The sequence below is a fragment of the Acinetobacter sp. YH12255 genome, assembly GCF_013417355.1.
Lineage (GTDB): Bacteria > Pseudomonadota > Gammaproteobacteria > Pseudomonadales > Moraxellaceae > Acinetobacter > Acinetobacter pseudolwoffii.
In genome coordinates, this window is sequence record NZ_VPEC01000011.1 from 63709 (window position 1) to 85834 (window position 22126).

28 protein-coding genes and 1 pseudogene are annotated in these 22126 nt (G+C 44.3%); all 29 read left to right on the forward strand.

Annotation, left to right across the window (positions count from 1 at the left end; genetic code table 11):
• Nucleotides 1-29: 29 nt before the first annotated feature.
• Nucleotides 30-1043 carry an aminoglycoside phosphotransferase family protein gene (locus FTV30_RS06805; protein WP_180001294.1) on the forward strand — a complete coding sequence of 338 codons (1014 nt, stop codon included), beginning with the start codon at nt 30-32 and terminating at the stop codon, nt 1041-1043.
• On the forward strand, nt 1044-1733 hold the full coding sequence (gene murU / locus FTV30_RS06810) for an N-acetylmuramate alpha-1-phosphate uridylyltransferase MurU (protein WP_180001295.1): 690 nt from the start codon (nt 1044-1046) through the stop codon (nt 1731-1733).
• A gap of 85 nt (nt 1734-1818) precedes the next feature.
• Nucleotides 1819-2451, forward strand: a complete 633-nt coding sequence (rsmG, locus tag FTV30_RS06815; RefSeq protein WP_005097338.1) for a 16S rRNA (guanine(527)-N(7))-methyltransferase RsmG — start codon at nt 1819-1821, stop codon at nt 2449-2451.
• Nucleotides 2452-2476: 25 nt separating this feature from the next.
• The gene (locus FTV30_RS06820) at nt 2477-3259 is read left to right on the forward strand and encodes a ParA family protein (RefSeq protein WP_005170377.1); all 783 of its coding nucleotides are present in this window, start codon (nt 2477-2479) and stop codon (nt 3257-3259) included.
• A complete protein-coding gene (locus FTV30_RS06825; protein ID WP_005097335.1) occupies nt 3256-4143 on the forward strand; it encodes a ParB/RepB/Spo0J family partition protein in 888 nt (295 codons plus the stop codon). The genes FTV30_RS06820 and FTV30_RS06825 overlap by 4 nt, the downstream gene beginning before the upstream one ends.
• 33 nt (nt 4144-4176) lie before the next feature.
• A complete protein-coding gene (locus FTV30_RS06830; RefSeq protein ID WP_005097334.1) occupies nt 4177-4815 on the forward strand; it encodes a MotA/TolQ/ExbB proton channel family protein in 639 nt (212 codons plus the stop codon).
• 10 nt (nt 4816-4825) lie between these two features.
• Nucleotides 4826-5248 (forward strand): biopolymer transporter ExbD, encoded by a 423-nt coding sequence (locus tag FTV30_RS06835; RefSeq protein ID WP_004278885.1) that lies wholly within the window; start codon nt 4826-4828, stop codon nt 5246-5248.
• The gene (msbA, locus tag FTV30_RS06840; protein ID WP_159138335.1) at nt 5248-6975 is read left to right on the forward strand and encodes a lipid A export permease/ATP-binding protein MsbA; all 1728 of its coding nucleotides are present in this window, start codon (nt 5248-5250) and stop codon (nt 6973-6975) included. Before FTV30_RS06835 ends, msbA begins: the two co-directional genes overlap by 1 nt.
• A 3-nt stretch (nt 6976-6978) precedes the next feature.
• Complete coding sequence (lpxK, locus tag FTV30_RS06845; RefSeq protein ID WP_100329623.1) at nt 6979-7983, forward strand: tetraacyldisaccharide 4'-kinase; 1005 nt, start codon at nt 6979-6981, stop codon at nt 7981-7983.
• Between the two features lie 12 nt (nt 7984-7995).
• Entirely contained in the window at nt 7996-8757 is a 762-nt protein-coding gene (gene kdsB / locus FTV30_RS06850; RefSeq protein WP_100329622.1) for a 3-deoxy-manno-octulosonate cytidylyltransferase, read from the forward strand.
• Nucleotides 8758-8771: 14 nt separating this feature from the next.
• Nucleotides 8772-9752, forward strand: coding sequence for a DNA polymerase III subunit delta' C-terminal domain-containing protein (locus tag FTV30_RS06855; protein ID WP_179999363.1), 981 nt, complete (start codon nt 8772-8774; stop codon nt 9750-9752).
• A 15-nt stretch (nt 9753-9767) separates the two neighbouring features.
• Complete coding sequence (locus tag FTV30_RS06860; protein WP_005170399.1) at nt 9768-10109, forward strand: PilZ domain-containing protein; 342 nt, start codon at nt 9768-9770, stop codon at nt 10107-10109.
• 27 nt (nt 10110-10136) lie between these two features.
• Nucleotides 10137-10910, forward strand: coding sequence for a TatD family hydrolase (locus tag FTV30_RS06865; protein WP_074383252.1), 774 nt, complete (start codon nt 10137-10139; stop codon nt 10908-10910).
• A 40-nt stretch (nt 10911-10950) separates the two neighbouring features.
• Complete coding sequence (locus tag FTV30_RS06870) at nt 10951-11565, forward strand: TetR/AcrR family transcriptional regulator (RefSeq protein WP_004645466.1); 615 nt, start codon at nt 10951-10953, stop codon at nt 11563-11565.
• A 14-nt stretch (nt 11566-11579) separates the two neighbouring features.
• Entirely contained in the window at nt 11580-12131 is a 552-nt protein-coding gene (locus FTV30_RS06875; RefSeq protein ID WP_074383251.1) for a type II secretion system protein, read from the forward strand.
• A 106-nt stretch (nt 12132-12237) separates the two neighbouring features.
• A complete protein-coding gene (gene gspI, locus FTV30_RS06880; RefSeq protein WP_370981693.1) occupies nt 12238-12639 on the forward strand; it encodes a type II secretion system minor pseudopilin GspI in 402 nt (133 codons plus the stop codon).
• The gene (gene gspJ, locus FTV30_RS06885) at nt 12636-13271 is read left to right on the forward strand and encodes a type II secretion system minor pseudopilin GspJ (protein WP_180001296.1); all 636 of its coding nucleotides are present in this window, start codon (nt 12636-12638) and stop codon (nt 13269-13271) included. Before gspI ends, gspJ begins: the two co-directional genes overlap by 4 nt.
• 12 nt (nt 13272-13283) lie before the next feature.
• The gene (gspK, locus tag FTV30_RS06890) at nt 13284-14252 is read left to right on the forward strand and encodes a type II secretion system minor pseudopilin GspK (RefSeq protein WP_180001297.1); all 969 of its coding nucleotides are present in this window, start codon (nt 13284-13286) and stop codon (nt 14250-14252) included.
• A gap of 153 nt (nt 14253-14405) precedes the next feature.
• The gene (locus FTV30_RS06895) at nt 14406-15002 is read left to right on the forward strand and encodes a 6-carboxytetrahydropterin synthase (protein ID WP_005097321.1); all 597 of its coding nucleotides are present in this window, start codon (nt 14406-14408) and stop codon (nt 15000-15002) included.
• A gap of 46 nt (nt 15003-15048) precedes the next feature.
• Nucleotides 15049-15762 (forward strand): uracil-DNA glycosylase, encoded by a 714-nt coding sequence (ung, locus tag FTV30_RS06900; RefSeq protein WP_074383250.1) that lies wholly within the window; start codon nt 15049-15051, stop codon nt 15760-15762.
• The gene (locus tag FTV30_RS06905; protein WP_100355370.1) at nt 15759-16880 is read left to right on the forward strand and encodes an enoyl-CoA hydratase/isomerase family protein; all 1122 of its coding nucleotides are present in this window, start codon (nt 15759-15761) and stop codon (nt 16878-16880) included. The genes ung and FTV30_RS06905 overlap by 4 nt, the downstream gene beginning before the upstream one ends.
• Nucleotides 16881-16887: 7 nt before the next feature.
• Complete coding sequence (gene tadA, locus FTV30_RS06910) at nt 16888-17403, forward strand: tRNA adenosine(34) deaminase TadA (protein WP_100358124.1); 516 nt, start codon at nt 16888-16890, stop codon at nt 17401-17403.
• A 55-nt stretch (nt 17404-17458) separates the two neighbouring features.
• Nucleotides 17459-17890 (forward strand): SRPBCC family protein, encoded by a 432-nt coding sequence (locus FTV30_RS06915; RefSeq protein ID WP_100355369.1) that lies wholly within the window; start codon nt 17459-17461, stop codon nt 17888-17890.
• Nucleotides 17891-17907: 17 nt separating this feature from the next.
• Nucleotides 17908-18591 (forward strand): (d)CMP kinase, encoded by a 684-nt coding sequence (gene cmk, locus FTV30_RS06920; protein WP_005170422.1) that lies wholly within the window; start codon nt 17908-17910, stop codon nt 18589-18591.
• 110 nt (nt 18592-18701) lie between these two features.
• Nucleotides 18702-20381 carry a 30S ribosomal protein S1 gene (gene rpsA / locus FTV30_RS06925; RefSeq protein ID WP_005097313.1) on the forward strand — a complete coding sequence of 560 codons (1680 nt, stop codon included), beginning with the start codon at nt 18702-18704 and terminating at the stop codon, nt 20379-20381.
• 163 nt (nt 20382-20544) lie between these two features.
• Complete coding sequence (locus FTV30_RS06930) at nt 20545-20850, forward strand: integration host factor subunit beta (protein ID WP_005097312.1); 306 nt, start codon at nt 20545-20547, stop codon at nt 20848-20850.
• 23 nt (nt 20851-20873) lie between these two features.
• The gene (locus FTV30_RS06935; protein ID WP_074383247.1) at nt 20874-21233 is read left to right on the forward strand and encodes a lipopolysaccharide assembly protein LapA domain-containing protein; all 360 of its coding nucleotides are present in this window, start codon (nt 20874-20876) and stop codon (nt 21231-21233) included.
• A gap of 36 nt (nt 21234-21269) precedes the next feature.
• Nucleotides 21270-21950 (forward strand): orotidine-5'-phosphate decarboxylase, encoded by a 681-nt coding sequence (pyrF, locus tag FTV30_RS06940; RefSeq protein WP_005097309.1) that lies wholly within the window; start codon nt 21270-21272, stop codon nt 21948-21950.
• Nucleotides 21951-22042: 92 nt separating this feature from the next.
• Nucleotides 22043-22126, forward strand: a pseudogene (locus FTV30_RS06945) (IS5/IS1182 family transposase); the annotation flags it as partial.

Sequence of the window (22126 nt, forward strand, 5' to 3'; positions counted from 1 at the left end):
AACTCAGCCTGTATTAGAATTAATTGCAAATGAATACACAACGCGAACAATTGATACAATCTTGGATTGCCTCTGTACTCGGTTCAGATCAATTTGAAACTCATTTTTTAGCAGGTGATGCCAGCTTTCGTCGTTATGCACGAATCAAGCTGAATAATAAAACATTTATGTTGATGGATGCACCACCAGAAAAAGAAGATTGTGTGCCTTTTGTGACGATTGATGAATTTTTTGATGCTCATGGCGTGCGTGTTCCGCATATCGTCGCAAAAGATTTGAAGAATGGTTTTTTACTTCTGGAAGACTTTGGTGATGTCCTGCTGTCTAATCTGCTGAATGATGAGACTGTAGATGCCTATTATGAGCAAAGCTTTAAACAGCTGATTCAGCTGCAATCCATTCCGGGAGAAGGGCAATTCCCCGCCTATTCTTATGAAAAGCTGATCTCGGAAATGGAGTTGCTGACCGACTGGATGCTGCCGGCTTTAAAGGTACAGCCCACAGAGGCAGAATCAGCCTTGATCAAGCGTACCTTTGCAATTCTGGCCAATGCTGCTTTGGCACAACCTCAGGTCATTGTGCATCGTGATTTTCATAGCCGGAATTTGATGAAAATCGAAAATGAAACCGAACTCGGTGTGATTGATTTTCAGGATGCCGTGATTGGTGCGGATACTTATGACCTGATTTCGATTACCCGTGATGCCTATGTGCAGTGGAATGCCGACCGTGTGTATCGCTGGTTCAAAAACTTTTATGACTTGTTGCCAGCATCTGCTAAAGAAGAGCGTGACTTTGAACAGTTTAAAAAAGATGCCGACATGATGGCGATTCAGCGTCATATCAAGATTTTAGGTATTTTTGTACGTCTGTTTGAACGTGATGGCAAGTCAGGTTATCTCAAGGACTTACCACGTGTGATGTGGTATCTGCTCGAGGAATCAAAAGCTTATACTGAACTTCAGCCATTCATGCAGTTTATGCGTGACCGAGTGATGCCGGCTTTTGAAGCCAAATATGGCTCTTATGAGGTGGCTGCCTAAATGAAAGCGATGATTTTGGCCGCAGGTCTTGGTAATCGTATGCGCCCCTTAACTTTGCATACCCCGAAACCCTTGCTTGAAGTCGGTGGCAAACCACTTATCGTCTGGCATCTAGAAAAACTGGCGGCAATCGGTGTCACTGAAATTGTGATCAATACGGCCTGGCTGGGTGGGAAACTTGCAGAAGCCCTGGGTGATGGCTCACAGTTTGGCGTAAAAATTCTGTGGTCACATGAAGGTGAAGGTCTGGAAACGGCAGGCGGGATCATTCATGCCTTGCCGCTTTTGGGTAATCAGCCTTTTATCCTATTAAATGGTGATGTCTGGACCACAATGGATTTTGCACCTTTATTAGATGTTGATCTGAACGATAATTTGGCACATCTGGTGTTGGTCGAAAATCCGCAGCAACATCCAGAGGGTGATTTCACCCTTGCAGAAGGGAAGGCTTATACCTTCGATCAACAGGTCGAGGGTGAAAACCTGACTTTTAGCGGTATATCCGTCATCAGTCCAAAAATGTTTGAAGGCTTAGAGGCTGGAAAGCGTCCTTTGGCACCTTTATTGAAGGCAGCGATGCTGAATCATCAAGTGGTTGCCTCTAAACTGGCAGGTATTTGGGTAGATGTCGGTACGCCTGAACGTTTAACGGCACTAGATTTGGCAATCCGTGAAGCTAAGTCTGTTTAAGTGAATATTCACTAAGCACTGCCTACTATGACAAGATATAGAAAACGGTATACTTCCACCTAACTTTTTCGAGCGTAGATTGTTTATGCACATGTTTTTTCAAGAACTAAAGCAGGGTAGCCAAGCTTTGGGTTTAGAGCTATCTGAAGAAGCTTTGAATTTATTACTCAAGTATCAGGACGCTTTGGTGCTGTGGAACAAAGCATATAATTTAACTGCGATCCGTGATCCGAAAGAAATGCTGGTCAAGCATCTGCTGGACAGTCTCAGCATTCTAAAAGATCTGCCAGCGGGCCGTCTGCTCGATATCGGTACGGGTGGCGGTATGCCAGGTATGATCATTGCTTTATGTCAGCCTGAGCGTGAATGTGTATTACTCGATTCAAACGGTAAAAAAATTCGTTTCCTGAAGCAGTTTATTGCCGATCTGAAACTTAAAAATGTCATTGCGGTGCAAACGCGTGTAGAAAATGAAGACAGCATTAACGAGCTGGGTCAATTTGATGTGATTACCAGTCGTGCGTTTGCATCTCTGACTGACTTTGTGGATGCCTCTAAACCGTATATGCATGAACAGACCATTATTGCCTCAATGAAAGGCTTAATTCCTGAAGATGAAGTCACTGCTTTAAAAAATGAATTTAGTTGTGAGATTATTGAACTTAAAGTTCCGCGCTTAGACGAACAGCGTCATTTACTGCTATTAAAACGTATTTAAGAATTTTAAAGGGATTGGGGGCAACATGGCACAAATTATTGCGATTGCAAACCAAAAAGGTGGTGTTGGTAAAACCACAACCGCAGTAAATTTGGCGGCATCTTTAGCTGTGTTAAAAAAGCGCGTTTTGCTGGTCGATATGGATTCGCAAGGCAATGCAACCATGGGGTCGGGCATTCAAAAGAATGACTTGCTCTATTCGGTCACCGATGTATTGCTGGGTGAAGTGCCGATTGAAACGGCGATCGCCAAGGCAGAGGTCGGTTATAAGGTTCTGGGTGCCAACCGTGATCTGGCTGGGGTTGAGCTGGCAATTGCAGATCAAGAAGGACGTGAATTCATCCTGCGTGATGCATTGCAAGAAGTCGAAAAGTCATTTGATTATATTATTGTTGATTGTGCGCCAAGTCTGAGCCTGATTACAGTGAATGCTTTGGCAGCGGTTGATGGTGTGCTGATTCCGATGCAGTGTGAATATTATGCACTGGAAGGTCTGGCTGATTTGACCCAGACCATCGATCGGATTCAGCAAGCATTGAATCCAGACCTGCAAATAGTCGGTGTATTACGTACCATGTATGATGCGCGTAATGCCTTGACCCGTGATGTCTCTGAAGAATTAGAACAATATTTCGGTAAAAAACTGTATGACACCGTGATTCCACGCAATATTCGTCTGGCTGAAGCACCAGCACACGGTTTGCCGGTGATTTATTTTGAAAAAAGCTCAAAGGGTGCAGTTGCTTACTTAAATCTGGCAGCTGAAGTATTAAAGAAAAGCAAAGTGAAAAAAGGAAGTAAAGCATGACCGTCAAGAAACGTGGACTCGCTAAAGGTCGTGGCTTGGATGCCTTGCTAGGCTCAATTCAAAAAGAAAAATTACAGATGGAAGCCCAAGGTCTTGATCATGGTCAGCTCAAACAGATTGATGTGAACCTGCTCAAGCGTGGTGAATACCAGCCGCGCCGTTATATCAACGAGCAAGACTTGCAAGAGCTGGCGGCATCGATTGAAAAACACGGCATTATGCAGCCGATTGTGATTCGTCCGGTCGATGATGAACGCTATCCTTATGAAATTATTGCCGGTGAACGTCGTTGGCGTGCAGCGCAGTTGGCAGGTTTAACTGAAATTCCTGCGATTGTGCGCGAACTTCAGGATCAGGTCGCGATTGCATTGGCTCTGATTGAAAACATCCAACGTCAGGATCTGAATCCGATTGATCAGGCCATGGCTCTGCAACGTTTCCATGAAGAATTTGGTTTAAGCCATCAGGAAATTGCAGACACAGTCGGCAAGGCACGTACTACGGTCAGTAACTTACTTCGCCTGCTCAGTCTGGCTGAAGAAGTGAAAGACTTTATGCAGCAAGGCCTGCTGGATATGGGGCATGCGCGTGCGATTCTAACACTGAAGGCAAAAGACCAGCTCAAAGTCGCTGATATCGTGATTGAAAAAAGTCTATCTGTTCGTCAAACCGAGCAGTTAGTCCGTGATTTTAATGCACCTAAACAAGAAAAAGTAAAACAAGCGCTTGCACCGGATATTCAGCAATTGACCCAGCGCCTTTCAGAGCGTTTCAGTGCTGATGTGAAAATTGACTATAACAAACAAGGTAAAGGAAAATTAGTCATTAGTTATCATTCTTTAGAAGAGCTGGATGGCATTCTTTCTATTTTAGAAGATGAATAATTTATATATTTTTTTTATTGGGGAATAAATTAGATGTGGGAATTGGTTAAAGCGGGTGGCTGGCTCATGCTGCCACTGGTCTTGTGTTCTATCTTTATGCTGGCGATTTCGATCGAGCGCCTGATTCGCCTGAAGAGGAAAGCGGTACTTCCGTCTACACTTCTGATGAGTCCAGTGCAAAATGCATCACAAGTCATGCAAAAAATTCAACAAAGTACAGAATTGAAGCACAGTACTTTAGGCCGGGTATTTGCAGCAGGCTATGCCAGCAAGCCGCAGGGCGAACAGTATGCCCGTGCACAAATGGAAGTGATGGCATCGCAGGAAATTGGTTATCTGGAAAAGAATATTAACTTTCTGGGAACCTTAAGTGCTGTGGCGCCATTGCTGGGTTTGTTGGGGACTGTGCTTGGGATTATCGAATCTTTTCTGATGATCGATGTGGGGACTGGGAGTGATCCGGTATTGATGATGCCAGGTATTTCCAAAGCCTTGATTACCACAGCAGCCGGGATGCTGATTGCGATTCCGGCACTTTTTGCCCATCGTTACTTCCAGCGACTGGTTCAGGAATATGTGGCGGAGCTTGAACAGCAGGCGACCTTGTTTCATGCGGATCTTTTTTATCGCAATATTGCAGATATAGACCAAGATATGCAAAAAGCCAGCTAGGAGGCGGATGATGAAATTCAAACGCAACCAAGTAGAAGATGTGCATATTAATCTGACCCCTATGATTGATTGTTTGCTGTTTATTCTGGTCTTTTTACTGTTATCGACAACATTTAGCCAAATGAGCCGTATGAACTTGACCTTACCAGATGCGCAGGGTGTTCCGCCTAAAAGTTATGATCAGAAAGTTGAAGTGATTGTAGATGCCAATGGTCATTATGCAGTCAATGGTCAATCCTTGGCCAGTAAAGAAGTCGCAGATTTAAATACTGCAATTAAACAGATTTCTAATGAACGCCGTGATTTAATGTTCGTCATTGCCGCTGACGCGAAAGCCAGCCATCAGGACGTGATTCGCGTTATGGATGTGGCCGGGCAGCTCGGCTTTGTCAATATTAATATCAGTACCAAAGTACCCACCCGAGGTTATTAGTGAAGCACGATTTTAAGGTCTATCTTCGCCTTTTAAGTTATTTAAAACCCTTTTGGGGCATCGGATTGCTTGTCCTGCTCGGTTTTTCTATTAATGCGGCTACAGAAGTTTCTGTGGCTAAATTACTGGAATATATTATTGAGGCCATTCAAGACAAAGACCAGAGTTTCACTTCGCTTTTCCCGTTTTTAGTGGTTGTCCTGATGTTCTTTCGTGGGCTGGGATTATTCATGGGGGGGTATTTTACTGCGGTGATTTCCCGTAATCTGGTGTTCAATATCCGTCAGGAAGTTTTTGCAAAACTGCTGCGTTTACCGTCTCAGTATTATCTGGACAATACCAGCGGGCATATTACTGCCAAGATCATGTATAACGTGGAACAACTGACCGCTGCCTCAACAGAAGCGTTAAGAACCCTGTTGCAACAAGGTTTGATTACGATTGCGCTATTAGGCTATCTGCTATATAGCAACTGGCGTCTGACCATGTGTATCCTGATTTTTGCACCCGTTATTGGCTTTGTGATCAGTAAGGCGGCTAGACGGATGCGTAAACTGTCACAGCAAGTGCAAGACACCATGGGGGATGTCAACCATGTGGTTCAGGAAACGGTCAATGCCAACCTGATCGTCAAGGGTTTTGGCGGCCAAAGTTATGAGCAGGAACGCTTTAAACAGAACTCGCTGGAAAACTTGCGTCGTGGCTTGAAAATGGTCGCTGTGCAGCAGTTGAACAGTCCTGTGGTTCAGCTGATCATGTCTATTTCACTCAGTATTGTCATGTTTATTGCCTTGCGTCCACAGATCCTTGGCGATACCTCTGCCGGTGAATTTGTGGCTTATATTACGGCTGCGGGCATGTTGGCAAGACCGATCAAAGCTTTAACAGATATCAATGAAAAAATTCAACGGGGTATGGCCGCAGCGCATTCGGTATTTGAATTGCTGGACATGCCCGAAGAAAAAAATACCGGGACTTTAAGCGATAGCTTAAAAGGTAATATTCAGTTTAAAGATGTCAACCTGTTTTATGATGATGGTCATCATGCCATTCGTGATTTTAATTTAGAGGTAAAAGCTGGTGAAACGGTTGCTCTGGTTGGGCGTTCCGGTGCCGGTAAAAGCTCACTGGTGAACCTGCTGGTACGTTATCAGGATACAAGTTCAGGTCAGCTTCTACTGGATCAGAAACCGATTGAGGACTTTGAGCTGACTGCTTTGCGTACCCAGATTGCGATGGTGAATCAGCAAGTGGTGCTGTTTAATCGGACTGTGCGAGAAAATATTGCCTATGGTCAGCTCGAAGGTGCGACTGATGAAGACATTATTGCAGCAGCAAAAGCCGCTTATGCACATGATTTTATTATGGCTCTGCCAAAAGGTTATGATACCCAACTGGGTGCTCAAGGTTTAAATCTGTCTGGTGGTCAGCGTCAGCGCATCGCGATTGCACGTGCGATTTTGAAAAATGCCTCTATTCTGATTCTGGATGAAGCAACCAGTGCCCTGGATAATGAATCCGAATACTTTATTCAGCGTGCCTTTGATCAGGCCATGCAAGATCGTACAACCATTGTGATTGCACACCGTTTATCGACGATTGAAAATGCGGATCGTATTGTGGTCATGGATCAGGGGTGTATTGTCGAGCAAGGGACTCATGCAGAACTGATTGCATTGCATGGGGCTTATTATCAGCTGCATCAACGTAATTTTGAGGAACAATAAGTTATGGCATTGGCGCAAATCATTCAGGATGCTTGGAATGCACAGGCAAAGTGGCTGGTGGTGCTGCGTCCTTTGTCATGCTTGTATCGTTTAGGTTTTGTCAGCAATCGCTGGCTGTACCAGAAAGGGATCAAGACAAGCTATAGTGCTCCGGTTCCGGTCATGGTGATTGGCAATATCACTGTCGGTGGTAGTGGTAAAACCCCTTTGCTGATTCATCTGGTTGATTATTTAACTCAACAAGGTGTAAAAGTTGGGGTGATTAGCCGTGGTTATGGCGGCAAAGGTCCATTTCCGGCTTATGTGGATTTTAATACCTTGCCTGAGGTCGTCGGTGATGAGCCTGCCTTGATTGTACAGGCGACGGGCGTGCCGATGGCCGTAGGGCCAAACCGGCAAAAAAGTATTGAACTGTTACTGCAAAGACATCAGTTGGATCTGATTATTTGTGATGATGGTTTGCAGCACTGGGCTTTAAATCGTCAGATTGAATGGATTGTACTGGACAATAATCGCGGTCTGGGCAACCAAAAACTGCTTCCGGAAGGCTATCTGCGTGAACCGGTGACACGCTTGGAAACAGGAACGGTAATTGAACATTCGGCAAGCCCAAGTTCTGAGCTGCATATGCATCTGGCTGCATCACAGCCTTATCTACTCAATCAAGACAACAATAAAATCTTCGATTCTCAGTCGGCTTTTTATGCCGTGGTGGGAATCGGTTTTCCGCAACGCTTTTATCAGACCCTGAAAAATCTGGGCATAGAACAATTCCAATGTCATGAATTTCCCGATCATCATGATTATGACATTGAGGATCTACAGTTTGATGATGCCAATCCGATCATTACCACGGAAAAAGACGCAGTCAAGATTATGGCATTACTGAAACAATATCCCGATTTTAAGCAGGATATCTGGGTGGTGCCAGTCGATGCAGTATTATCGCCAGCCTGCTATACGGTCTTGCAGCAACAGTTACAACAATACGGTATTCAAATTTCTTAAGGCTTATTCAGTATGAAACACATTGTTATTCCTGCACGTTTTGCCAGTTCACGTTTGCCGGGTAAACCCTTGCTGGACATTCATGGTCGTCCCATGATTCTGCGTGTGGTGGATCAAGCCAAAAAAGTACAAGGTTTTGATGATTTGTGTGTGGCGACCGATGATCAGCGTATTGCTGAGGTTTGTCGTGCCGAAGGTGTTGATGTGGTGATTACTTCGGTGGATCATCCTTCTGGGACAGACCGCCTCAGTGAAGTAGCGCGGATCAAAGGCTGGGACAGTCACGATATTATTGTCAATGTGCAGGGTGATGAGCCTTTATTGCCGGCACAACTGGTGAAACAGGTGGCACAACTTCTAGAAGATCAACCGGATTCTTCGATGTCGACGCTATGTGAGCCGATTCATCAACTAGACGAATTTAAGCGTGACAGCATTGTTAAAGTGGTGATGTCCAAACATAATCAAGCTTTGTATTTTAGCCGTGCCACCATTCCTTATGACCGTGATGGCGCGAAACTGGCTGAAGCAAAACTGCATAATCAGGCCTATCGTCATTTAGGTTTATATGCTTACCGTGTAAAACTGCTTCAAGAATATGTCACTTGGGAGATGGGGGGGCTGGAAAAACTGGAATCCCTAGAGCAATTGCGGGTACTGGAAAATGGTCACCGTATTGCGATTGCCGTGGCTGAAGCCAATTTGCCACCGGGTGTGGATACTCAAGAAGATCTGGATCGATTGAATCAAATGGATCTTTCTCATTTTGCTTAAGAAGAGTTGAATACATGCCTTTTGATGTCAATGCACAGATTTATCCATGGCAGCAACAGGTTTGGGAAACGCTGACCGGACGTTTTCCCAAGCTTGGGCATGGTTTATTGTTTTATGGCAAAAAAGGCTGTGGCAAGGAGGCATTTAGCCAGCAGTTTCTGGCTTGGGTCTTGTGTCTGAATCGGCAGTCTTCTGGTGCATGTGGCGAATGTGGCAGTTGCCAATGGCTCAAGGCTGATACGCATCCCAATTATGTGCATATCAGCACCGACGAAGACAATAAAAAACAGAATGCCAAAATCAAGATTGAAAAGATTCGTGATCTGTTGCCTTTTGTGCAGCAGACCGTCGATGGCTGGCGAGTGATTGTAATTGAACCTGCGGAAGCCTTAAATATCTCCTCTGCCAATGCTTTATTGAAAACGCTAGAAGAACCCGGTGACAATACGGTCATTATTTTGCTGGCAGATCATTATTTAAAATTGCCTGCAACGATACGGAGTCGCTTGCAGCATTTTGCCTTAGACCGGATTTCCGCAGAACAATTTAGTGATTATGTTCAGGCACAGTTGCCGGATGCAGGTTCTAGCCAGCAACAGTTATTGATGAACCTGTCCAATCAGATGCCCTTACAAGCACTCGAGGTTGCACAAAGTTCATGGCTGCCACTGCGTCAGGAATTCCTGCAAGACTGGCAAAAACTGGTGATGCAAAAAAATATGCCGCTTGCAATTGCGACCAAATGGAACAAAAGCCTGAGCTTTGGTGAATTTGCTCCCATGTTTGAATACTTGTTGTCCGATTTAATTTGTGTCAAGCTCAATCAAACGGTGAAAAACATTGATCTTGAGTTTAATGTGCTTGCCGAACAATATTCATTAGCAGCACTTTTTAAAATTTATGAAGATTTTCAGCGTTCCAAGCAATATCTCGAGCAGAATGTTCAAAGCAATCTGGTGATCGATGAGCTGTTTATCAAGCTGATGAATCTTTAATTAAGGGGAAATCACATGCAACCACGTATGGGCGGTATTATTCAGGCCAATATTCCTGATATTGAAACACTGTTTGCCAGCTATATGCCTTATGTATGGGGTGGTGGACTGTTTATTCCGTCCAAGCAGCCGGTCAAGCTGGGTGAAGAAGTTTTTGTATTGACCACTTTGCCTGAACAGACCCAGAAAATTCCTTTAACCGGTAAAGTCATCTGGGTCTCGCAAAAGCAGAATGGCATCAAGCCACAAGGCTTTGGCATCCAGTTAAGCGGTGAAAAGGGTGTTTATTTCAAAAATGAAGCAGATCGTCTGGTTGCAGGTCTTAAATCTGAAGGGCGTAAAAGTTACACTATGTAGTTCATTTAGCTGTGGTAGGAACGCATTGTGTTTGTAGATACCCATTGTCATTTAACGATGCTGGATTTAACGCCGTATAACGGTGATCTGGATCAGGCACTCGCACAGGCCCGTGAAGCGGGTGTATCCAGGTTCATGAGTATCTCGGTCGATCTGGATGATCATATCGCGCTGGCGAAAATTGCCGCGCGTCACCCGGATGTCGGTTATACCGTTGGGGTACATCCTTGCGAAGATGCTGCGACCATGGCGCGTGCCACGACCGAATATCTGGTCGAGCTGGCACAGCCTGAAAAAGTCTGGGCACTCGGTGAAACCGGTCTGGATTATTATCACAGTACAGATTTTGTCGAAGAACAAAAAGCCTGCTTTGCCCGTCATATCCATGCTTCGCAAATGACCAAGAAACCGGTGGTGGTACATACCCGTGCTGCCAAGCATGATACCGTGGATATTATCCGTGCGGAAAAATCCACGCATGGCATCTTGCATTGCTTTACTGAAGATTGGGAAACTGCCAAAGCGGTTTTAGACTGCGGTTATTATGTCTCATTTTCCGGGATTATCTCGTTTAAAAATGCCCAGGATCTGCGTGATGTGGCCAAACAGGTTCCGCTGGATCGTGTACTGATTGAAACCGATAGTCCTTATCTTGCGCCGATGCCATATCGTGGTAAATCTAACGAACCTAAATACGTTCCTTATGTAGCCAAAGCGCTTTGTGATGTATATGATAAGTCGCTAGAAGAAATGGCTTCTATCACAAAGCAGAACTTTGAAAATCTTCTAAATTTAAAGTAAATAAAGTTATATAAAGTACAAGAGAGTTTATAGGGTGAAGATGGATCGTCAGGCTCAGTTTCGAGCAAGAGAAACCTTGATTTTTCAAGTCGCAGAGCAGCTCCTGCTGGAAAATGGTGAAGCAGGAATGACGCTAGATGCGCTTGCTGCTGAACTTGATCTGGCCAAAGGGACACTCTATAAACATTTTCAGAGTAAAGATGAACTGTATATGTTGCTGATTATCCGTAATGAGCGCATGTTGCTGGAAATGATTCAGGATAGTGATAAAGCTTTTCCTGAACATCTGGCCTTCTTTATGTTGCACCATTTACATCATCCGGAACGTACGGTGCTGTTCCATCAGATTGAAGAACGTCTGTCGACGACTGGCGTGGGAATTCAGCATCTATTCAGTGAACTGTATCAGGTACGCAAACAGCGTTTACGCCTGATCATCCGCATGACAGAAAGTTATCTGGTTTCAATTCATAGCCGCATGTCGGTGCGTGACTATCTGGCGTCGATCTGGTCACTGACCCATGGCGCCGCTGCAATTCTCAATTCCAGTTTTTATCAGCGTTATCTGGGTTCACGCGATACCTTGCGCGTGGCCTATATCGATCAAGCACTGGCTTTGCCAAAGCAGGTGCATTCTGCCGAGCAGTTTGCCTAAGGTTAGAGCTTAGTATGATCAGATCATCTCACAGCGCAGTTCGTGGCTTTACCCTCATCGAATTGATGGTGGTGATTGTGATTATGGGAATCATGGCCTCACTGGTATTGCTGAATACCAGTGGTGTCGATCAGCGTAAGGCCATGCAGGCACGCGAGATTTTGTTATTAGACTTGCAGCGGGTCATGCGTGAGGCGAATGACCAGTCCAGAATACTGGCGCTTGATCTGCAACCCGCGACCGATGTCTCGCCATTTCGCTATGGGATTGTAGAATATCGTTCAGCAGCGCAGACTGAACAGAACCTGCAAAATGAAAAATGGCAGAGTTATACAGAATTTAAATTACGTAAGCTGCCGGATCATGTGTCTTTTCGGATTCAGGGGCTAGAACAACAGCGTTATGCCCGTGCGCAAAATCGTGATCTGACGCAGGTGAATTCTCCGCAATTGATCTGGCTGGGGAATGGTGAGGTCAAGCCGGTACGGATTCAGTTCTTTTTAGAAGATCGTGAAGTCGGCTCTGCGATTGAGGTGGATCATCTGGGTAAAATCAATGAAATCTAGATCTTTCAAGCAAAGTGTGTGCTCCAGGCTGATCAAACCATTTAAATCGAGTGTTGATCGATTGCATTGTGGGCACTTCGAGCAGAGCTCTTGGTCTTGCGCAGCGGTGAAACAGCATTTCACTCATCGCAGCTCAGGCTTTACCTTGCTGGAAGTTATGGTTGCACTGGCAATTTTCGCCACCGCAGCCATGACGCTGACCAAAGTCGCGATGCAATATACCCAGTCAACCTCGAATGCCATTCTGCGCACCAAAGCACAGTTTGTTGCCTTAAATGAAGTGGCTCAAATGGAAATCAATCAGCAATGGATGGATGGCACGGCCTCCAGACAGCTGACCCAGCAAGGCGAAACCTGGCAAATTGACAAGCGCAGTGAACCGACCATCAGTCCCAATGTGCAACGTATTGAACTACAGGTCAGTCTGGTCAATCAGGAGACTGGTCAAGGTGCATCCGGGATCAGCAGCTTAATGTTCTTTAATCATCGCATGAACAATACGCCATGAAGCCTAAAGGATTTACCCTGGTCGAATTATTGGTTGCGATTGCGATCTTTGCAGTGCTGTCTGCTTTGGGCTGGAAAGTTTTTGATTATATTGTCAAAACCAAAGATCAAAATGCAGTACATGAACAGCGTCTAGGTCAGCTACAGGAAACCTATCAGCAAATTTTACGGGATACGGTACAGGCAGTCCCTTTAACGGCCAATATCAATAGTGATATTCAACCGGCTCTGGTTTTGCAAAATGGCCGTTTTAATTTTAGTAAAACTGGCGTGACTGATCCTCTGGAGGAGGGTATTTCGCCAGATGAACGCATTGAATATCAGTATCGGGCCGATGAACAAAAACTGTATCGACTGAAATATCGCAACCTGAATCAGACCGGTCGTGATCAACCTGAATCCAGTATTTTATTATCGGACGTTGAGCAATTTCAGGTTGTGGTGCTGAATCCAAATGAACTCACACAGTGGCCTGATTCTTCTATGGATTTAAATCAGCGAGAGCAGAAACAGCGCTTGCCCAAAGGCATTAAAATCAATTTAACCGTGAATGGCGTCAGCTATGAGTGGCTGTTTAGTTTATTAAATACGGACTTTTTGCTTGATAATCAGAATACAGGTCAACCCGGCTAAGAATCATAAAAAATGAAAATGAATAAACAGAGGCTGAAGCAGCAGCAGGGCATTGCACTGATTACCATTCTGGTGATGGTGGCATTGGCGACTATTCTGGCAGCCACGATTGCCCAGCGTCAGGCTGCAACTGCTGAAAGTACCGCCTATCTGATGCGGCAAAACCAGTCGCTGATGTATGCCAAAAGTGCCGAAGCCTTTTTTTCTGAATTGCTAGTAGATGATGCTGAAAATGCCGCAGAGGTTGATCATCTACAGGAAACCTGGGCGCAGCCGATGCCGGCTTTTCCGGTCGATGCCGGCTATGTTTCCGGAATCATTCAGGATGAATCGGGCAAGTTTAATTTAAATAGCCTGATCACTGCTGAAGATAGCGTCAATGAAAATGCCAAAGCATGGTTCGAGCTGATTTTAAAACGTGCAGGTTTGCCAGCGCAGCTCAGTGAAGCCGTAATTGACTGGCAGGATGAAAACGAGCTGGTGAGTGGAGGTATGGGTGCCGAATCTAATTATTATCAAGGCTTACCGAATGCCGCTTTACCACCGAATGCAAAATTTCATAGCGTAGAGGAATTAAAGCTGGTACGTGGTTTTGAAGAAAATAAGTACAAACGGATAGCACCTTATCTGAGTGCTGCACCGATGCAGGAAAGTCCGGTTAATATTAATACAGCATCTGCTTTTCTGTTGGCCAGTATGGATGAAAAACTGGATGTGAATGCAATACAACAATTGCTGGATCAGCGACAGGCCAATTTGGAACACTTTTCTAATGTGTCTGAGTTATGGTCACTCGAACCGTTTGCGCAAGTCGATGCTGCCAAGCGTAATCTGTTTAATAGCTTGCTCGGAGTGCAATCCAATTATTTTAAAGCTCAGATCGAAGTGGTCTTGAGTGAACGCAAGCGCCAGTTCAGTAGTGATCTGGTTCGTCAGGACAAACAGGTATATGTGGCTTATCGCAGTATGGCACCCTTTTAGTCAGGGCTTATTCAGTTATACTGTTAGTCTAAATCTGAACAGCAGCTTGATCCCTTTTCCCTATCAGGCTGAACAGCAAAATTAATCCTCAAAGCTGTAGTTTTGCTTTATAATCAAAATCAATTCACCTATTTTTTGACGACATTACGGCATATGTTAATTCGTAAGTTATTTAAGTTTGAGAATGCTCATATTGTGCGTAACTGCACGTCAGATCGCTGTAAGCGTTCGATCCATGGCCATAGTTATAAAGTCGAGCTACTGTTAAAAGCCTCGAAATTAGATCATGGGCAAATGGTCTATGACTTTGGTCTGCTTAAAGGTGTGATTAAGGATTTCTTTGATTCTTTCGATCATGCGATCTGTTTCTGGCAAAATGACGACCCGGAATATATTCAGGCTTGCAAAACTTTCAGTGCGCGATGGGTGTCGTTACCGGTATCACCATCGGCAGAGCAGTTTTCACGTATCTTTTTCTTTCTGGCGCAACAAGTGCTGGCATCGACCGTGACTCAAAATGGCGAAGGTGATGTCGAAGTCTATTCTGTGATTATGCATGAAACCGATACCGGTTATGCACAAAGCTTTTTAGAAGATATTCAAAATGAACAGATGGGCATTCTGAGTCTGGATCAAATTGAGTTCTCTGAACAGGTGCAAGCTGAATGGACCGATCCGGACATGTTGAACAAGCTGAAACAGGGCACAGCATTTCATAACCCGACTGTAGATTTACAGGTACAGATTTAAAGTCTGCGTGACTTTAAATCCATTGACATAGATTTAGGATTGAAGAATGTCTTTAAATGAACAGCAACTGGCCAAACTGAATAAGGTTCAGTTGGATGAAAGCTGGAAATATGGATTGAGTGAGTTTTTACTCAGTCCGAAAATGGACGAATTAAAAGCTTTTCTGATTGAAGAAAAAAAAGCAGATAAAACAATTTATCCTCCCAATCATCTGATTTTTAATGCCTTGAATACCACGCCGCTCGATCGGGTTAAAGTGGTCATTTTAGGGCAAGATCCTTATCATGGCCCGAATCAGGCGCATGGATTAAGCTTTTCGGTGCAAAAAGGGGTTGCATTGCCGCCATCTTTGCGTAATATTTTTCACGAGTTACATGCGGATGTCGGGGTTGAACGACCAAAGCATGGTGACTTGACGCATTGGGCAGAGCAGGGTGTGCTTCTGTTAAATGCAGTACTGACTGTAGAGGCAGGTCAGCCGACTTCGCATCAAAAGCGCGGTTGGGAAGAATTCACCGATCACGTCATTGATGTTTTAAATGAGCAGCGTGAACATATTGTCTTTATTCTTTGGGGCGCATACGCACAGCGTAAAGGACAGCGCATCAATCAGGACAAGCATCTCGTGTTAAAGGCCGCACATCCATCGCCTTTGGCCGCAAACCGTGGTGGTTTTTTTGGTTGTAAAGTATTTTCAAAATCGAATAACTATCTCAAACAACATGGCATTGAGCCTATAGATTGGCAGCTGGACGCATGACATATTCTCCCCTTACTAAAACTTATCATCCGGATTTGATCGTTGAAGAAGCGCATAATGGCTGGCGTATCGTTCGTTTAAATCGTCCAAAGTCTTTGCATGCTCTGGATGAATCGATTGCTTCTGCACTTTTGGAAGTATTTCAGGATTTTCATACGGATGACAGCGTAAAAGCGATCTGGTTAGATTCAACCACACCGAAAGCATTCTGTGCCGGCGGCGATGTGCGTAAATTACGTCAACTGGTCATTAACGATGAAGTGGCGGCTGCCAATAAGTTTTTTGAACAGGAATATGCGCTGGATCTGTTATTGCATAATTATGCCAAACCGGTTTTGGTCTGGGGTGAAGGTTATGTGATGGGTGGGGGCCTTGGTCTGTTTATGGCGGCACCTTTCCGTTTAGTGACGCCGTATTCGCGTTTGGCGATGCCTGAAATCAATATCGGTTTATATCCCGATGTGGGTGCAACTCGCTTCCTGGCCGATCGGGGCGCGATTGGTTTATTTACCGGCTTGACCGGTTCAATCATGACCGCTGCAGGTGCTTATGGGATTGGCTGGGCAACACATATTTGTGATGCACAGCGTGATTCAGTTTTAGATAAAGTGATTAATATTGACTGGGATCATTATCCTGCCGGTGACTTCCGTGCCATTGATGACACTTTAAATAGTATGCATCGTCCGGTAGGGCCAGGACCACTGCAAAACTCTCTGGATGTGATTCATAGTGTTTGTCGTGGTGTCAACTTCGAGCATGATTATGAATCGATTATCGGTCTGAGTGATGCGCGCAGTGACTGGTTGCGTCAAGCCAGTGAAAATCTGCAAAAAGGTTCACCAACTACAGCTGCATTGACCTGGTTGCTCTGGCAATGGGGTAAGCAGGTACATTCCTGGAATGAAATTTTTGAACTGGAAACCCAGATTTCTGACTGGAAAATCCGTCATCATGATTTCGTTGAGGGGGTACGCGCGCGTCTGGTGGATAAAGACCTTTCTCCTGCATGGAAAAAGGGTGCAGATATGAGCTTAAAAGGTATTTTGTCTGCAAACCCTCCGGTGACCAATATTGAAAGCTGGAATGCCTTGTTAAAACAGTATGGTGTGATTTAAGTTTTACATGTCCGAAACACAATTGAGTCATGAATACTGGATGCAGCTTGCCTATGCGCAGGCTGCACTTGCTGCCGCACAGGGCGAAATTCCGGTGGGTGCGATTATTGTTAGTCAGAATCAGATCATTGGTCAGGGCTTTAATGCGCCGATTTCCTTAAATGATCCGACCGCGCATGCCGAGATTGTGGCGCTGCGTGATGCCTGTCAAAATATCCAGAATTATCGACTACCTGACGATGCAGTGCTGTATGTAACCCTTGAGCCGTGCACCATGTGTGTTGGTGCTTTGGTACATTCACGGGTTTCACGGGTAGTATTTGGCGCATTTGAAGCGAAAGCGGGTTCACTGGTCAGTGCACGTCAATTATTTGAAACTGGCTATTATAATCATGTATTTTCCTTTGAAGCAGGCTGCATGCAGCAGCAATGCTCCGAACAGCTTAGTGCATTTTTCAAGTTGCGTCGTGAGCAGAAGCGGCAACTCAGGTTACAAGAAAAATTATTAAATACGCAGAAATAAATCTACTTTATCGCTAAAATTCCTTAGTTTCGAATCTATAATTTCAGGAAAAATAATGCATAGCATTCAAGTAAAAAAAGAATTTCCGGCATCGATTGATAAAGTCTTTGATTTAATGTCTAAGCATGCCACCTATAATATTGCCTTTGCGCCGATGCAGGTTGAACGAATCAAGGATTCTGCAGATGCTGAACATCCGGATGGACTAGGTTCGGTGCGTGCTATGGGGGTGGGGTCGCTCAAGCCGCTGAAAGAACAGATTACATTGTTTGAGCCGAATGCTCGTATTGAATATCAGATTATTAAAAATCCATTGATCAAGCATCATCTGGGGATTATCGAATTTGAAGCGCTGGCCGATGATAAAACCCTGGTCACCTATACGATTGAATTACAGGCGCGTGCGCCTTTTGTGAGTAAATTAATTCTTGCACAGTTACAGGCAGCGATTAAACTAGGCCTGACGAAACTCGCAAAATCTGTTTAAACAACAACGGGAAAGCAATGACAGTTCAAATTATTACCATTGATGGTCCAAGTGGGTCTGGCAAAGGCACGTTGGCAGCAAAACTGGCTGCACATTATCAGTTTCACTTATTGGATTCTGGCGCGCTCTACCGGCTTTTGGGTTTGTCATTGCATCACCATGATTTACTGGATTTAATGGATATTAAGTTGCCAGAATGCGTACAAATCGCAACAAATCTGGATATCCAGTTTGTCAGTAGCGAAACCGGGGTGCAGGTGTACTTGGATGGCGAAGATGTTTCCCAGACCATTCGAACTGAACGCGTCGGAGAATTTGCTTCAAAAGTTGCTGCAATTCCTGAGCTTAGAATGGCAATGGTTTCACGTCAACATGCTTTTGCACAGGCACCTGGTCTGGTGGCAGATGGCCGCGATATGGCCACAAGTATCTTCCCGCAAGCTCAGGCTAAAATATATTTGACTGCATCGGCTGAATCGCGCGCGCAAAGACGTGTAAAGCAGTTGCAGGGTATGGGGCTGGATGTTAAAATAAACGATATTTTAGCTAATATCATCGCGCGTGATAAACGAGATATGGAACGCACTGTCGCTCCACTCAAGCCTGCCGACGATGCTTACATTATCGATAGTTCAAATTTGAACATTGATGAGGTATTCCAGTTGATGACCACTTATGTGGACCAGCAGTTAGCCAATTAACCTGATTTTATCAGCAAACGCATAGCTTGATCAGTTTTATATGGACTATGTAGATGCTTAATTAAACCGGCCTTGTCTGATCCAAGACCGCTGACTTTATCGGAAATATCATGACCGAATCTTTTGCAGCCCTCTTTGAAGCAAGTGAATTAAACCTCAACGTTGAAAAGGGTGCAGTTATCCAGGGCGTTGTAGTAAGCATTGACTCTGATTGGGTAACTGTTGACACTGGCCTTAAATCTGAAGGCGTTGTTGACCGTGCTGAGTTCTTAAATGAACAGCGCGAACTTGAAGTTCAAGTTGGCGACACTGTAGACGTAGTTGTTGAAGCGCTTGACAACGGTATGGGTCAAACTGTTCTTTCTCGCGAAAAAGCTAAACGCGCTGAGACTTGGACTAAACTTGAAAAAATCTTTGAAGACGGCGAAATCGTTACTGGTGTTATCTCTGGTAAAGTTAAAGGCGGTTTCACTGTTGACATCGGTCCAGTACGTGCGTTCCTTCCAGGTTCTTTAGTTGATACTCGTCCTATTCGTGATACGACTCACCTAGAAGGCAAAGAGTTAGAATTTAAAGTAATCAAACTTGACGCTAAACGTAACAACGTTGTTGTTTCACGTCGTGCTGTTATGGAAGCTGAATCTTCAGCTGACCGTGAAGCTCTTCTTGCTCAGCTTGAAGAAGGTCAAACTGTTACTGGTACAATCAAAAACCTTACTGACTACGGCGCATTCGTTGACCTTGGTGGTATTGACGGTCTTCTTCACATCACTGATATGGCTTGGAAGCGCATCAAGCATCCTTCAGAAGTTGTTGAAGTGGGTCAAGAAGTTACTGTTAAAGTACTTAAGTTCGACCGCGAGCGTAACCGTGTTTCTCTAGGTCTTAAACAACTTGGCGAAGATCCATGGTTAGCGATCATGAACCGTTACCCTAAAGGTTCAATCGTTAAAGCGCGCGTAACTAACCTTACTGACTACGGTTGTTTCGCTGAAATCGCTGAAGGCGTTGAAGGTTTAGTACACGTTTCAGAAATGGATCACACGAACAAAAACATCCACCCATCTAAAGTTGTTCAGATCGGTGATGAAGTTGATGTTATGGTTCTTGAAGTTGATGAAGAGCGTCGTCGTATTTCTCTTGGTATCAAACAAACTCGTGCTAACCCATGGGAAGAGTTTGCTAAAGACCACGACAAAGGCGAAAAAGTTTCTGGTACGATCAAATCTATCACTGACTTTGGTATCTTCATCGGTTTACCAGGCGGTATCGACGGTCTAGTTCACTTGTCTGATATTTCTTGGAACGAACAAGGCGAAGAAGCGATTCGTCGTTACAAGAAAGGCGACACTGTTGAAGCGGTTATCCTTTCTGTAGACGCTGAAGGTAACCGTATCAGCCTTGGCATCAAGCAAATGAACAACGATCCGTTCAATGACTTCCTTGCTGCTAACGAACGCGGTGCGTTGGTTAAAGGTACTGTAACTGCAGTTGATGCGAAAGGCGCGACTGTTAAGTTAGCTGATGAAGTTGAAGCGACTCTGAAAGCATCTGAAATCAACCGCGATCGCGTTGAAGATGCAACTAAGTTCCTTGAAGTTGGTCAAGAAGTAGAAGCGAAGATTATCAACGTTGATCGTAAATCTCGCGCAATCAACTTGTCTATCAAAGCGAAAGACGAAGCTGAAGAGAAAGAAGCAGTTGCTAACTTGAAAACAGCGCCAGCTGCTGGTCAAGACAATGGTCCTAAGACGATTGGTGACCTGATCAAAGCTCAAATGGGCAACTAAGTAGACGTTTGAATTGTATTGTTAATGTAAGTTAACTAATACTTTTTATACAAATACTGTAAACGGTAGCGTAGTATTTAATTATTGCGCTACCGTTTTGTATTTAAACAGGTTATTATCGGGAAATAGATCCCAAGTAGCTTGATAATTAAAGAGGTCGCAGATGACTACTGAAGCACTTAATAAGTCTGACTTAATAGAGCGCATTGCATTAAAAAATCCGCATTTGGCCGAGCCTTTAGTGGAAGAAGCGGTTAAAATTATGATTGATCAAATGATAGAAGCTTTATCATCTGACAATCGTATCGAGATTCGCGGATTTGGTAGTTTTGCATTGCATCATCGTGAGCCACGCGTGGGTCGTAACCCTAAAACTGGTAAATCTGTAGAAGTGGCTGCAAAAGCAGTTCCGCACTTTAAGCCAGGTAAGGCCCTTCGTGATGCTGTAAACGAATCTGCAAATAAATAATTGTAAATATTTACGGGGTGTTCATGCGTTACGTTCTGGTCGTTCTTTTATTGGTGCTGTTTGGCTATTCATTGGCTTTGGTTTTGCAAAATGGTACCGAATTGTCCGTGGACTTGTTATTTACTCAAGTTCCTGCAATGCGTCTAGGATTATTGCTGCTCCTTACCCTATCTCTAGGCGTCGTGTTAGGCCTGTTATTGGGCGTTCAAATCTTCCGGGTTTTCCAGACCAATTGGGAAATCAAGCGATTACGTAAAGACATTGAACATCTGCGTAAGGAACAGTTGAATACAGCCAAGTTAATGGCCGCTGAAGCAGCAGCCCATACCCGGCATGAAAAAACTGTATTAGATATTACCAATGAAAATCAAAGCCCATTATAATGGGCTTATTTTTTGCCTATTTGAAGGGATAATCTCTTGAGTATCATTGTTGCACTAGATGCCAAAAGCCAATTTGATGCCTTAGCCATTGCAGAACAGCTAGATCCTGCCTTGTGTCGACTAAAAGTGGGCAAAGAGTTATTTACCCATGAAGGTCCAATCATTGTCAGAGCACTTCAAGACAAAGGTTTTGATGTATTTCTGGATCTGAAATTTCATGATATTCCAAATACGACTGCACAGGCAGTCTGCGCGGCAGCTGATTTGGGTGTATGGATGGTGAATGTACATGCATCTGGTGGCCGAAAAATGATGGAAACCTGTGTAGAGCGTTTACAAGCAGGCAACTATAAAACTCAACTCATTGCTGTGACAGTGCTGACTTCAATGGGTCGTGAAGACCTCAAAGATATTGGTCTGGATATTGAGCCAAATGAGCATGTCAAGCGTCTGGCTCAACTGACCAAAAACAGTGGTCTGGACGGGGTGGTGTGTTCAGCTCAAGAAGCAAAAATGTTACGTGAAACATTAGGCCAAGACTTTGCTTTGGTAACACCCGGTATTCGTCCTGAAGGCTCAAATGCCGATGATCAGAAGCGTATTGTGACACCGAAACAGGCGATGCTGGATGGCTCGACTCATCTGGTGATTGGCCGTCCTATTACCCAGTCTAAGAATATGCGTCAGACTTTAAAAGATATTTTGGCAACGCTTTAATATGATTTGAATGACAAAAAGCCTTTCAGTCGAAAGGCTTTTTTTATATATTAGACCTCTTGCGAAAGTAAAAAATTGTTTATACTAGTCCCATGAAATATGAAAATTTAACTAGATTTAATGATGGGGAATTTAAACGACTTGTTGGCGTTCCTCGTCCATTATTCTTAAAAATG